Source organism: Pseudomonas sp. E6002 (assembly GCF_013385565.1).
Classification (GTDB): Bacteria; Pseudomonadota; Gammaproteobacteria; order Pseudomonadales; family Pseudomonadaceae; genus Aquipseudomonas.
The window spans coordinates 91610-104884 of sequence record NZ_JACAPT010000018.1; the positions used below are offsets into that span (position 1 = coordinate 91610).

Sequence of the window (13275 nt, forward strand, 5' to 3'; positions counted from 1 at the left end):
GAGAATGTACCCATCTGGAGAGGGGTATGAGCCTCACATACGGCCTGCGAAACGAACATCTGATTAGTGTTTGCAGAAATTTGTAAGCGCCCGGCAACACGCGTTGCCGGGCCTTCGCGCTGTCAGTAACCGCGCTCGAAACTCACTTCGCCGCGCAACGTTTCCTGCGCCTGGTACGCGCGCAAATTCTCGACAAATAATTGCACCATCATCCCCGGCGAAGTCGGCGCCGAGCTGTGCCCGGTCAGCAGCAACCCCCAGGCGGTCCAGAACGGATGGCGCTGGGGCAATGGTTCCTGACGGCAAACGTCAATCACCGCGCCGGCCAGATGGCCTTCCTTCAACGCTTCCACCAGGTCTGCATCGACCACCGCCACGCCGCGCCCGACGTTGATGAACAACCCGGTCGGCTTGAATTGCTTGAACAGCGCCGCATTGTACAAATCGTGGGTGTTCGGTGTGTTAGGCAGCAGGTTGACCACGTAGTCCACCTCACCCACCAGGCGCGGCAACGCGTCGAGCCCGGCAACTTCGACAAACGGCGCCTGCTCACGGGCCTCACTGGCAATGCCGTACAGCTCAACGCCAAACGGCTGCAGGAATTGCGCAACGCTGCGGCCGATATCACCGGTACCGACGATCAGCACTTTGCGCCCCGCCAGGCTCTGGCCCATGCGGTTATCCCACTTGCGCTCGACCTGGCTGACCAGCCGCGCCAGCACTTCACGCTCATGGCCAAGCATGTAAGTCAGCACGTATTCGGCCATCACCTGGCCAAAAATGCCCACGGCGCGGGTCAGGCGGTAATCCCGCGGCAGGCCGTCGGCCAGCAGCGGCGTAATGCCGGCCCAGGTGGATTGCAGCCATTGTGGCTGGTGCCCCTGGCGCAGCAAGGTGGCCAGAAGATCCGGCTGGCCCAGCCACACCGGGCAATCGGCCGCCAGGCGCGACAATTCGGCGGAGTCGCCGCTGGTCATGACCTCAAGGTCCGGCGCCGCTTCGCGCAGCAGCCGGGCGTACAGCGGGTGATCGTGTTCAGCAATCAGAACGCGCATGGTTCAAACCTTTCAAAAACACTGCAGGCGGCCGCCGGTCCAGTTCACTGTACCGTGCGGCCGCCGCCAAAAATTGAATTCCATTGATGAATGTGCCCCGGACGGGGCACTGACCGATCACATCGGGTCATTGCGTCGCAGCAGCTCTTCGGGCAAGTGTTCGATGTACTCGTCCTCGGCCGGCGGCATTTGCAGGTGGTAACCCTGCTTTTCGAGGTTCTCCAGAACCACGGTGATGTCCTCGCGGGACAGCTTGCGCTCCGGGCTCAGCACCAGGTCGAAGGCGTGGTGCGGCTTGCCGAAGGCGGCCAGCAGACTTTCCGGCACACGCTCCAGTGCATCGCTTTTCAGCACGTAGAGGTACATCTCGTTTCGTTTGAGGCTGCGATAGATGGAGCAAATACGTTTCAAGGCTGTTCTCCGGCAGTGGCCAGGCTGTCCAGCAGCGCCTGGCCCATCAGTTCGCGGCGCCAGCCACGCAGCGAATCTGGCAATTGGTAAGGCCCCTCGGGGTAGCCGCTCTTGACCAGGGCTTCAAGGGTTTTCTTGCGCAGCATCAGTTCCGGCGCCATGTCCAGGCGTTCGGCCTCGGCCTGGCCCAGGGCGCGCAGTTGCTTGATCAGCGTGGCGGCGTCCACCGGCAATGGCTCGGCAACCGCCGGTGGCCACTGGTCCATGGGCACGCTGCCGGCGCGCTTGATCAGGCCCAGCAGGAACTCGCCGTCCTGGCGCACGGTGCGCGGGTGCATGTCTTCGATCTTGCCCAGCGCGGCGAGGTTATCCGGCTGGGATTTGGCCAGGGGCCATAACGAGTGCTCACGGATGATCCGGTTGCGCGGCAGGTCACGGGCACGGGCTTGCTGTTCGCGCCAGGCGCACAGTTCGCGCAATACGGCGAGCTGGGCACGGGAGAGTTTCCAGGCGAGCTTGGCGTCGCGATAAACCTCGTACGGGTCGACTTCGCGGCGCAGGTTGGCCACCAGTTCGGCACCGTCTTCCAGGACCCAGGCGTATTTGTCGTCGGAAAGCTTCGGGCGCAGGCGTGTGTAGACTTCTGCCAGGTGCACCGCGTCTTCGGCGGCGTAGCTGATTTGCGTCTCGGACAATGGCCGCTGCAACCAGTCGGAGCGGGTCTCGCCCTTGGGCAACTCGATATCGAGGACGGCTTGCACCAACCGCGAATAGCCCATGGAGAAACCGAGGTTCAGGTAGGCCGCCGCCAGTTGCGTGTCGAACAACGGCACCGGCAGGCTGCCGGTCAGGCGCAGCAACACTTCCAGGTCTTCGCTGCACGCGTGTACCACCTTGATCACCGCCGGGTTCTCCAGCAAGGCGGCCAGGGGTTGCCAGTTGTCGATGGTCAGGGGGTCGATCAGGTAAGCGCGCGCGCCATCACCGATCTGGATCAGCCCGGCTATGGGATAAAAGGTGTCGACCCGCATGAATTCGGTGTCGAGGGCGACGAATGGCAACTGCTGCCATTCGGCGCAGTGCTGGCCGAGGCTATCGTTGTCGCAGATCCAGTGAATATCGATGGCCACACGGCTCTCCCTTGAAGAATGGCGCGCAGTATATATCGCGAAAGGGAGTTGCGAGCATTCGCAGTACAGCATCCGCCATGAAAACTCTTATAGGAGCTGAAGAATAGTCCGACAGTCGGTACTTATCCTCTCTTACGCAGGACATACACCCGCCACATGGCTGAGCCGGGCATGAACTCCTGTTGACCGAGGACCTTGAAACCCGCCAGGCGAAACTCCGCCTCCACTTGCGCCCGGTGGCTGGCAACTGCCGCCGGGCCAGGCTGCAACGCCCGGTAGCCGCTGTCGCTGTTGACCGAAACAATTACCGTGTCGCGGCTTACCCGATGAAACTCACCGAGCAGGGCCAGGCGCCCTTCTGCCGTTGGCACATGGCGAAACAACTCCAGGCAAAAAATGCAGTCCACCGCGTTGGCCGAAAGGCCGATGGAAAATGCCGAGCCCTGAAAGGTCTTGATCCGCTTGAGCAAGCCCGGCGCGTGGTGGGTACGGGCGTGGTCGAGCATGTCCTGGGAATTGTCCGACGCCAGGATCACCCGGTTGCTGTGCTCGGCCAGCACCGGCCAAAAGCGCCCGGAGCCGCACGCCAGGTCGAGAATCAGCCCTGGCTCGCCGGCGATCTTCAGTGCACGGCGCACCAATTGCTCATCGCGCCACAACCCCAGGCGCCGCAACAGCCCCGGCGGACGCGTGTCGGCGCAGACCAAGGCATGCTGCTGGCCAGCGCGTTCGGCAAATTCAATCTCGATGGAAGACGGCGGTTGCGACGGCATCACACGACTCTGTTAATGGATCAGACATTCGCAGCTTAACCACCGTCTCGTGAAAAAAAGGTCGAAGGATTGTTCGCCGTTAATGCAGAACCAGTATCCAGCCCGCTGCCTGTCTGTTAACTGTCTGTGATCAACGCCTTCATCTCAGGCCTGGTGCAGATACCAGCGCCAATCCTGCTCGCCCACCTCGCCCATGAACTGACGGTATTCGGCCCGCTTGACCGCCAGGTACACGCCGAGGAATTCGCCGCCGAACGCCTCACGCGCCCAAACCGAGCCTTCAAGCGCACGCAAGGTGGTCAGCCAATCGGTGGGCAGCAACTCCTTGGCCTGGGCATAACCGTTGCCCTCCACCGGCGCGCCGGGGTCGCGCTGTTCGCGGATGCCCCGGTGGATACCGGCCAGAATCGCGGCCGCCGCGAGGTACGGGTTGGCGTCGGCGCCGCAGATACGGTGTTCGATATGCCGGGAAAACGCCGGTCCGCCGGGCACCCGCAGTGTGACGGTGCGGTTGTCCACGCCCCAGGTCGCGGCCAGCGGCGCGTAGCTGTTGGTCTGGAAGCGTCGATAGGAGTTGGCGTTGGGGCAGAACATCAGCAACGAGTCGAGCAAGGTGCTGAGCATGCCGCCCACCGCGTGGCGCAACAGCGGCGTGCCGTCGGGTGCTTCGCTGGCAAACAGGTTATTGCCGTCGCGGTCCGCCAGGCTGACGTGCATGTGCATGCCGGTGCCGGCCAGATCGTCGAACGGCTTGGCCATGAAACACGCGGTCATCCCGTGCTTGTGGGCTACGCCCTTGACCAGGCGCTTGTAACGCACCGCCTCGTCCATGGCTTGCAGGGCATCGCTGCGATGCTCCAGGGTGATTTCCACCTGGCCCGGGGCGTATTCGGAAATCGCCGTGCGCGCCGGGATACCCTGGAGTTTGCAGGCGCTGTAGAGGTCGGCGAGGAACGGTTCGATCTGCTCCAGCTCCCGCAGGCCGTAGACCTGGGTCGAGCGCGGGCGCCCGCCGTCGACATCCCGCGCCGGTTGCGGGCGGCCGTTGCTGTCGGGTTTCTGGTCGAGCAAATAGAACTCCAGCTCCGCCGCCATCACCGGGTAATAGCCGTCGGCCTTGAGGTCGTCAATCACCCTGGCCAGCAGGTGCCGGGGATCGGCCACGGTAGCGGGCATGCCTTCGGTGGGGTGCATGCTGACTTGCACTGCTGCCGTCGGGATCAGGCGCCACGGCATGCGCTGCAAACTGCCGCTGACCGGGTAAGCGCGGCAGTCGATATCACCGACTTCCCAGACCAGCCCGGAGTTCTCCACGTCGTCGCCATTGATGGTCAGGCCGAGGATGGTACTCGGCAGCGGCCGGCCACTTTCATAGACCGCCAGCAGTTCATCGCGGTGCAGCAGTTTGCCGCGAGGCACACCGTTGTTGTCGAGGATGAACAGCTCGAACATCTCGATATCCGGGTTCTGCTCAAGAAAGGACTGGGCTTCGTGCAGGGTGGCAAAGGGCGTGCTCATGGGCATTCTCATACGTTCGCGTCAGGCAGGCGCGCGGGCGCTGCCGGGCAGATGCGCGGGGCATCCATTCGGGCAAATCAACGTAGGAGAAAGGTGTCCGGTGGGCGCGCGTGGCGGCAGTGCCAGAGCGCCCAGAAGGCGAGTTCGGAAGGGAGGGCATCAGCGGTGACTCGACGACCATCCGGACGGCTGGACGCGGTGGCGCCTGGCGATGTCTCAGGGTGTGTGTCGGGGGAACCGTCCATGCGGGATTCACAGTAAAGAGATGCCGGGCAGCCTCACACGCGAGGTTAAGCCGTTAAATCCAGTCTTGATGGAGTTTGGTTGTGCCGTGGCTAAACATTTGCGAATAATGGCGGCCCTGCCCATGCCCAAGGACCCGACCGCATGAAAGCATTGCTGACCCTTTCCCTGCTGGCCGGCCTGTCTGCCCAGGCCCTGGCCGACAGCCCTGCGTCGCGCCTGGATGAAGTGCTCCAGCGCGGCGAAATGAGCGTCTGTACCACCGGCGACTACAAGCCCTACAGCTATTTGCGCCCGGACGGCAGCTACGAAGGCATCGACATTTCGATGGCCCAGTCCCTGGCCAAGAGCCTTGGGGTGCAGGTGAAGTGGGTGCCGACCACCTGGAAAACCCTGATGCCGGACTTCCTGGCCCAGCGCTGTGATATTGCGGTGGGTGGTATTTCAGTGTCCCTGGAGCGGCAGAAAAAGGCGTTTTTCAGCCAGCCATTGGGCGTCGACGGCAAGATCCCGCTGGTGCGTTGCGCCGATGTGCAGCGCTATCAGACGGTGGAGCAGATCAACCAGCCGCAGGTACGCGTGATCGAGCCTGCGGGCGGCACCAATGAAGTATTTGCGCGGGCGCATTTGGGCAAGGCACAACTGACGCTGTTCCCGGATAACGTGACGATTTTCGAGGAACTGCTGGCGAACAAGGCGGACGTGATGATCACCGACGCCAGCGAGGCGCGGTATCAGCAGAAGCTCAAGCCGGGACTGTGCGCGGTGAATCCCGAGCGGTACATGCAGTACAGCGAAAAAGCGTTCCTGCTGCCCCGCGATGATGTCGCATGGAAGAGTTACGTGGACCAGTGGCTGCACTTGAGCACGGTGACCGGCGTGTACGACGGCATCATCAATCAGTGGCTGGCTGCGCCCTGACCAGCTCGACAAACGCCCTGCACGCCGCACTGCGATAGCCTCCCTTGCGGCTGAGCAACGCCGCCGTGCGTTGCGGCAACGGCGGGCTCAGCGGCACCGCCTGCAACCCCGGCTGCACCTGGGCAATCGCGCTGGGCAGGATGGTCGCCAACTGCGTATTTCGTACGATTTCGATAATCGCGCTGATGGAATTGGCCTCCATGGTGATCAGCGGTTTCACCGCCTGGCTGCGAAAATACTCATCGATATAGCGACGCGTGGCGAAGCCGGCATTCAGCAGCACCAACGGCTGCTGGAGCCACGACTGTCGATCAATGCCGGGATGACCGGCGCTCACCACTACGCTCAACGCCTCGACAAACACCCCTTCACACTCGATATCCGGCAAATGCTCGCCGGTAAAACCGATGCCGATATCCAGCAAATCCTCCGTCAGTGCCGCCTCCATGCGGTCCTGGGTCAGCTCCTCGACACTCACTGTAATCCCCGGATACAGCCCGTTAAATCGCGCCAGCAGCGGCCCGATCAGGTAGGCGGTAAATGTCGGCGTCATCGCCAGGCGCAAGCTGCCACGGCTCAGGTCCTGTACGTCATGCATGGCGCGGGTGCCGGCCTGCAGATCCTGCAAGGCCAGGCGCGCAAACCGCACATAGGCCTCGCCTGCATCGGTCAGGCTGACGCTTCTGCCGGAACGGTCCAGCAGTGGCGCACCGAGAGTGTCTTCCAGTTGCCGGATCTGCTGCGACAAGGTCGGCTGCGACACATGCAGCGCCTCCGCCGCCCGGGTGAAATTACGGTGCTCGGCAACGGCCAGCAGGTAGCGGATATGACGCAGCAACATGGAAGGCGCTCCAACTATAGGCATGACTTATAGAAACCATAATAAGCCGGTCTTAGACGCTATAGCTGAAAACTTCCATCCTTGCCCCATCAGCGACGCAAGGAGAACCACCATGCAAGATCTCATCGACGGCTTTCGCAAGTTCCAGGGTGAAGCCTTCACCCAACGCAGCGACCTGTTCAAACACCTGGCTACCACGCAAAACCCCGGCACGTTGTTCGTGTCTTGTTCCGACAGCCGCGTAGTCCCGGAACTGCTGACCCAGCAGGAACCCGGAGACCTGTTTGTGATCCGTAACGCCGGCAACATCGTCCCGTCCTACGGGCCGGAGCCTGGCGGCGTGTCGGCCACCGTCGAATACGCAGTGGCCGTTCTCGGCGTCAGCGACATCGTGATCTGCGGCCACTCCGACTGCGGTGCCATGACCGCGATCTCCACCTGCAAATGCCTCGACCACTTACCCGCCGTGGCCAACTGGCTGCGCCACGCCGAGTCGGCCAAGGTGATCAACGCCGCCCGCACTCACGCATCGGATGCCGACCGGCTGAACTCGCTGGTACGGGAAAACGTGGTCGCCCAACTGGCCAACCTCAAGACCCACCCTTCCGTGGCCCTGGCCCTGGAACAAGGCCGGCTGAGCCTGCACGGCTGGGTCTACGACATCGAAAGCGGCGCCATCGACGCCCTGGATGGCCGCAGCGGGCGCTTCGTGTCGCTGCTCGACCACCCGGCCACCCGTGCCTACGCCGCCTGAACCTTTTCAAACCCAAGAGGACATCACCATGCTGCAATCCCAATTCGCCCAATCCCCACGCCTGGCCCTGGCCGACACCGTCATCGACATCAAGGCGCGCAAGAACCTGTCATGGCAGGACCTCACCGACGGCACCGGCCTGAGCCTGGCGTTCGTCACCGCCGCCCTGCTCGGCCAGCATCCGCTGCCCAAGGACGCTGCCGATGTGGTCTGCGACAAGCTTGGCCTCGACCAGGACGCCAGCCGCCTGCTGCAAACCGTGCCCCTGCGCGGCAGCTTTCCGGGCGGCGTGCCGACGGACCCGACCATGTACCGTTTCTATGAAATGCTGCAGGTCTACGGTTCGACCCTCAAGGCCCTGGTGCACGAACAATTTGGCGACGGCATCATCAGCGCGATCAACTTCAAGCTGGACATCAAGAAGGTCGAAGACCCGGACGGCGGCTCCCGCGCGGTGATCATCCTGGATGGCAAATACCTGCCGACCAAACCGTTCTGATTTGCCGGCAAACCGTCTACGCTCTTGGCACACCAACAAGAACGAGGGACGGGTAATGAAGGCAATGCTCCGAGCCACCTGGCTGCTGCTGTTATGTGTTGGCCAGGTGCAAGCCGCCACCGCTGAGGAGGCGGATGCCCAAGCCGCCAAGGCCTTGCTGGAAAAGGCCTTGGCGTATTACCAGACGAATGGTGACAAGGCTTTTGCGGCGTTCAGCCGCCAGGGTGAATTCGTCGACCAGGACCGTTACGTGTTCGTGGTCAACACCAAGGGCGTGCTGCTGGCGAGTGGCGGGCCCTCTTCTGCGTTGATCGGGCGCAATGTTTCCGAGGTACTGGGGCCGGATCTGAACAAGTCGTTCAAGGAGGCGTTGGCGGTGCCGGAAGGCAGTGGCATCCAGCAGGCCGATTACCGCTGGCAGAACTGGAATGACGGCAAGGTGGAACGCAAGCATGTGTATTACCAGCGCGTCGGGCAGCGGATTTTGGCCGTTGGCTACTACCTGCCGCGGGCGACGCCGGAACATGCCAGAGCGCTGCGAAACAAAGCCGTCAAGGCGCTGGAGAAAGACCCGGTTGGAACGCTCAAGGCGATCAACGCCATGCAGGGTGGTTTTCTACAGGACGATTTGTATGTGTTTGTGGTTGACCTCGACACCCAGCGCTACGTGGCCCATGGCACGACTCCGCGGTTGGTGAATACGGATTTCAGCAAGATCAAGGATCCCGACGGGAAGCCGGTGGGTGAGCCGATCCTGGCGGTCATGGCCGAGCAGGATCAGGGGGAATACAAGTACCGCTGGAAAAATCCGGTGACCGGAAAGGTTGAGAACAAGCATGCGTATTTGCGCAAAACCGGACATTTCATGGTGGCTGTGGGGTATTACAGCCCGTGAAGGTCAGCTATTTAAATGCTGGAACGCAATCGAATGTGGGAGCGGGCTTGCTCGCGAATGCGGTGTATCAGCCAACCTATTTATCAACTGACAGACCGCATTCGCGAGCAAGCCCGCTCCCACATTTAATCTTCATTGTTCCAACTATTTGGCCTTGTCTTCCCGCCCCCGCAACACCCGATCAGGCATGGCAATCGCCGCCGCCAACCCCAACAACGACACCCCGGCACTGACCATCAGCAAATGCCTGAAGGTAATCAACAACTCCCCCCGCAAGGCATCCTGCGCCGGCCCAGGCGCCGCATTCAAGCCATCCAGCAGCACATTCCCCGAACTCCCTTCCGCGACCAGCGCCCCACTGGCCAGGTGCGCAAAACTGGAGTCCTGCAACAACGCCAGCAACAGCGCCGACATGCATGCCACCCCAACCGCACCGCCCAGGGAACGGAACAGGTTGGTGGTGCTGGTCGCCACCCCGATATCCCGCTGCTCCACCGAGTTCTGCGTACCCACTAGGGAAGTCGGAAACTGCATCCCGGCGGCAATCCCGCACAGCAACATAAACAGACTGGTGACCGCCACCGCCTGAGGCGCACTCAACGCCATGCCGAAAATCGCGATCGGGCTCAGGAAGGCGCCAATCAGGATCATCGGTTTATAACGCCCGGTCACCGAGGTCATGCGCCCGGCAAAATACGCCCCCATCGGCAAACCCATCGCCAGCGGCAGCAAATGCAAGGCGGCACTGTCGGCACCGGAACCGGTGACGGTCTGGTAGCGCAGCGGCATCAGCACCGTCAGGGAAATCGCCTGGAAACTGGTAAAGAAAATCGTGCACCAGCACAACACCGCGCTGCGGTTGGCAAACAGGTGCATCGGCAACAAGGGCTCCCGCGCCCGACGCTCGTGCCACACAAACACCGTCAACGCCACCACGGCACAGACCAACAGCCCCAGCACTTCATTGTCGCGCCAATGATGGCCCTGGCCGATTTCGGTGATACCCAGCAACAGCGCCGTCAAACCGACGATCATCAGCAAGGTGCCGAGGTAGTCGATCACCGGCTTGCGTTGCGGCACCGGCAGCCCCACCAGCGTGCGATGGGCCACCCACCAGGCGCCCGCGCCCAGCGGCAGGTTGATCAGGAACACCCAGCGCCACGACAGGTACTCGGTCATGTAGCCGCCCAACACCGGGCCGGCCACGCTCGCCACCGCGTACATGCTGCTGAAGTAACCCTGGTAGCGCCCGCGCTCACGGGGCGGGATGATGTCGCCGATAATCGCCTGGCTGACCGAAATCATCCCGCCGGCACCGATGCCCTGGAGGATCCGCGCCAGCACCAGTTGCTCCATGCTCTGGGCCATGCCGCAGAACAGTGAAGCGAGGGTGAACAGCCCCATGCCGATCAGCATCATTGGCCGGCGCCCGTACAAGTCGCCGAGCTTGCCGTAGATCGGCACGGCCACGGTCATCGCCACCATGTAGCCGGAGATCACCCAGGCCAGCAGGTTTACATCATGGAACTGCGCGGAAATGGCCGGCATGGAAACGGCGACGATGGTCTGGTCCAGGGCCCCGAGAAAGATCGCCATCATCAAGGCGACAAGGACACTGCGCACGGCGGGTGTGGCGGGCTGATTGAGGTTGGTCACGGCAGAACCTGCGAGCAAGGGCCCGCGGGAAAAGGAGGCCCACGGGAATGCTCGTCAGTGTACTAGATAGCTGACTATTCGATAGCCTCGTAAGGAAGTCCGACGTAATTTTCTGCAATGGTTTTACGACCGGCTTCGGAGTCGACGAAGTATTCCAGTTCGCTCTGGGCGATGCGCTGGCTGAAGCCGTCCGCCTCAGGGAATTGGTGCAACATCGAGGTCATCCACCAGGAAAATCGTTCGGCCTTCCAGATCCGCCGCAGGCAAATCTGCGAGTACTTCTCCAGCAATTCCACTCGGCCCTCGCGGTACACCTTGAGCAGGATATTGAACAAGGTGCTGACATCGCTGGCCGCCAGGTTCAAACCCTTGGCGCCGGTGGGCGGCACGATGTGGGCGGCGTCGCCCAGCAGGAACAGGCGACCGTACTGCATCGGCTCCACCACAAAACTGCGCAGCGGCGCGATGCTCTTTTCGATGGACGGGCCGGTCACCAGTTGCTCGGTGAGTGAGTTGGGCAAACGGGTTTTCAGTTCATCCCAGAAGCGCTCATCGGACCAGTCGTCCACCGACTCATCGGCCGGCACCTGCAGGTAATAACGGCTGCGGGTCGGTGAACGCATGCTGCACAGGGCAAAGCCACGTTCGTGTTTGGCGTACACCAGTTCATCGTGGATCGGCGGGGTGTCGGCGAGGATGCCCAGCCAGCCAAACGGATAGACCCGTTCAAAGACTTTCAATGCCTCGGTGGGAATCGACTGACGCGCCACACCGTGAAAACCATCGCAGCCAGCGATGTAGTCGCAGTCCAGCCGGTAATGCTCGCCTTTATGTTCGAAGCTCAGCCACGGCTCCGGGCTTTTCAGATCATGGGGCTGCACGTTGCCGGCTTCATACAACGTTGTCGCGCCGCTGGCCTGGCGCGCGGCCATCAGGTCGCGGGTGACTTCGGTTTGCCCGTAGATCATCACCGTCTTGCCGCCGGTCAGCGTCTTGAGGTCGAGATGGGTCAGTTGCCCATTCAGCGCCAGCTCAAAGCCCTCATGCACCAGGCCTTCGGCATCCATCCGCGCACTCACGCCGGCCTGGCGCAGCAGGTCGACCATGCCTTGTTCCAGCACCCCGGCACGGATGCGCCCTTGCACGTAATCCGGGGTCTGGCGCTCTAGAATCAGGGTTTCAATCCCGGCCTCGTGCAACAGTTGGCCGAGCAGCAGTCCCGAAGGACCGGCGCCGATGATGGCGACTTGGGTTTTCAGCGTTTTCATTATTTTTATGGCCCGCAAGCTTCATCCGAACGTATCCGGTGAAAGAGTTGTCATTGAAGGTGTTGCTGGCATTTTTCACTTGAGTGCCCGGCATAAGAAGGTGAAAACTGAGCCCAAAGCTGCGCTTTTCGCCAATTGGGGCGATTACCGCACAACTCTCCCGAAGTATCGGATGAAGCCATGACCAAAACTGCCAGTGCCGCGATTCCAGTGTTCAAACTCTACGGTGAGAGCCAGCAATGGCCGACCCCGGATTTGTTGCACTGTGAAACCATCTCCCGGCGCAGCCGTGAGTACCAGTGGGAAATCCAGCCCCACCGGCATGCGGACCTGTGCCAGTTGCTTTACGTGCACAAAGGCCAGGCACAACTGGAGATCGAGGGGCAGCGCAGCACCCTGAATGAATCGACGCTGCAGGTGCTGCCGCCGTTATGCGTGCATGGCTTTCGCTTTTCCGAAGACGTCGAGGGGTTTGTGGTCACGCTGGCCGCGCCGCTGATGGCGCATTTGCAGGGGCAGCTGGGGGCTGCGCTGGATGGCCTGAACGCCTTGGGCAGCTACCCTGCCGGCAACGACAGTGACTACCTCAACAGCCTGTTTGCGCGCCTGCAGGAGGAGTACGCCAGCGACCAACCGGCGCGAGACATGATGATGCACGCCCTGGTCAGCGTGCTGCTGGTGTGGATCAGCCGCCAGGCCATCCAGCGTCGCCATCCACGGGCACCGCGGGGCCGCGAATACTTCCGCCGGTTCACCCAGCTGGTAGAGCAACATTATCGCGAGCACCCAAAAATCGAAGACCTGGCCCACAAGCTCGGGATCTCGGTCTCACACCTGAACGGTACGTGTCGGGAGTTGGGCGGGCAGCCTGCGTTGCAGATCATGCACGACCGCCAGTTGCTGGAAGCCAAGCGCCTGCTGACCTACACCAGCATGACCATCAATGAAATGTCGGAGGTGTTGGGCTTTTCCGACCCGACCAACTTCTCACGGCTGTTTCGCCGACGCGTCGGGTTCTCCCCGAAGGCGTTTCGGGAGCAGTTGAAAGCCGACCAGGACGCTAGCGAAGCGAACTGAAGGCAGCCATGTGGCCAACGCATTGACCGTGATTGCAGCTGGAGGCGAAGCCCGGCTGCATGCGGGTCTGTTCGACGCGGTAGGCGGCAGTGCCATAGAGCGCGGTGGCGGCGGCGCACAGGGTGAAAATCATCAGGTACTTTCTTGTTTTGATCGACATGATGCTGACCTCTGATCCGATCAAGAAGGTGCTTTGATAAGCATAGGTCAGCTGGGGCAAGTCGCCATTATCGG

At 61.9% G+C, this 13275-nt stretch carries 14 protein-coding genes; 5 read left to right on the top strand and 9 right to left on the bottom strand.

The window, feature by feature from the left end; genetic code table 11:
• Positions 1-122: 122 nt before the first annotated feature.
• The 5 genes from HX815_RS15765 to HX815_RS15785 form a co-directional block, all read right to left on the bottom strand.
• Entirely contained in the window at positions 123-1055 is a 933-nt protein-coding gene (locus tag HX815_RS15765; RefSeq protein ID WP_003210668.1) for a D-2-hydroxyacid dehydrogenase, read from the bottom strand.
• Between the two features lie 117 nt (positions 1056-1172).
• Positions 1173-1466, bottom strand: coding sequence for a YcgL domain-containing protein (locus tag HX815_RS15770; protein ID WP_003210667.1), 294 nt, complete (start codon positions 1464-1466; stop codon positions 1173-1175).
• Complete coding sequence (gene rnd, locus HX815_RS15775) at positions 1463-2596, bottom strand: ribonuclease D (RefSeq protein WP_008437922.1); 1134 nt, start codon at positions 2594-2596, stop codon at positions 1463-1465. Before rnd ends, HX815_RS15770 begins: the two co-directional genes overlap by 4 nt.
• Positions 2597-2718: 122 nt before the next feature.
• Complete coding sequence (locus HX815_RS15780; RefSeq protein ID WP_003210665.1) at positions 2719-3369, bottom strand: class I SAM-dependent methyltransferase; 651 nt, start codon at positions 3367-3369, stop codon at positions 2719-2721.
• Between the two features lie 144 nt (positions 3370-3513).
• On the bottom strand, positions 3514-4887 hold the full coding sequence (locus tag HX815_RS15785) for a glutamine synthetase family protein (protein WP_003210664.1): 1374 nt from the start codon (positions 4885-4887) through the stop codon (positions 3514-3516).
• 387 nt (positions 4888-5274) lie between these two features.
• On the opposite strand from HX815_RS15785, the gene HX815_RS15790 reads away from it, so the two are divergent.
• Positions 5275-6051, top strand: coding sequence for a transporter substrate-binding domain-containing protein (locus HX815_RS15790; RefSeq protein WP_008437921.1), 777 nt, complete (start codon positions 5275-5277; stop codon positions 6049-6051).
• Here HX815_RS15790 and cynR read toward each other — a convergent pair.
• The gene (gene cynR, locus HX815_RS15795) at positions 6026-6892 is read right to left on the bottom strand and encodes a transcriptional regulator CynR (RefSeq protein ID WP_003210662.1); all 867 of its coding nucleotides are present in this window, start codon (positions 6890-6892) and stop codon (positions 6026-6028) included. The two genes, HX815_RS15790 and cynR, sit on opposite strands and share 26 nt — an antisense overlap.
• Positions 6893-7004: 112 nt before the next feature.
• Between cynR and HX815_RS15800 the strand changes: the two genes are divergently transcribed.
• The 3 genes from HX815_RS15800 to HX815_RS15810 are packed head-to-tail and all read left to right on the top strand — an operon-like array spanning position 7005 to position 9040.
• Entirely contained in the window at positions 7005-7646 is a 642-nt protein-coding gene (locus HX815_RS15800; RefSeq protein WP_087692575.1) for a carbonic anhydrase, read from the top strand.
• Positions 7647-7674: 28 nt separating this feature from the next.
• Entirely contained in the window at positions 7675-8145 is a 471-nt protein-coding gene (gene cynS, locus HX815_RS15805; protein WP_177028546.1) for a cyanase, read from the top strand.
• 55 nt (positions 8146-8200) lie between these two features.
• Positions 8201-9040 carry a cache domain-containing protein gene (locus HX815_RS15810; RefSeq protein WP_177028547.1) on the top strand — a complete coding sequence of 280 codons (840 nt, stop codon included), beginning with the start codon at positions 8201-8203 and terminating at the stop codon, positions 9038-9040.
• A 144-nt stretch (positions 9041-9184) separates the two neighbouring features.
• Here HX815_RS15810 and HX815_RS15815 read toward each other — a convergent pair whose 3' ends face one another.
• Together HX815_RS15815 and pobA are read right to left on the bottom strand one after the other, a co-directional pair.
• Positions 9185-10696 carry an MDR family MFS transporter gene (locus HX815_RS15815; protein ID WP_177028548.1) on the bottom strand — a complete coding sequence of 504 codons (1512 nt, stop codon included), beginning with the start codon at positions 10694-10696 and terminating at the stop codon, positions 9185-9187.
• Positions 10697-10770: 74 nt separating this feature from the next.
• On the bottom strand, positions 10771-11955 hold the full coding sequence (gene pobA / locus HX815_RS15820; protein ID WP_177028574.1) for a 4-hydroxybenzoate 3-monooxygenase: 1185 nt from the start codon (positions 11953-11955) through the stop codon (positions 10771-10773).
• 189 nt (positions 11956-12144) lie between these two features.
• Here pobA and HX815_RS15825 point away from each other — a divergent pair, with 189 nt between their 5' ends.
• Positions 12145-13041: a helix-turn-helix domain-containing protein gene (locus tag HX815_RS15825; RefSeq protein WP_003210655.1), complete on the top strand. Its 897-nt coding sequence runs from the start codon at positions 12145-12147 to the stop codon at positions 13039-13041.
• On the opposite strand, the gene HX815_RS15830 is transcribed toward HX815_RS15825, so the two are convergent.
• Positions 13025-13201: a hypothetical protein gene (locus HX815_RS15830; RefSeq protein ID WP_162835184.1), complete on the bottom strand. Its 177-nt coding sequence runs from the start codon at positions 13199-13201 to the stop codon at positions 13025-13027. The two genes, HX815_RS15825 and HX815_RS15830, sit on opposite strands and share 17 nt — an antisense overlap.
• Positions 13202-13275: the final 74 nt, after the last annotated feature.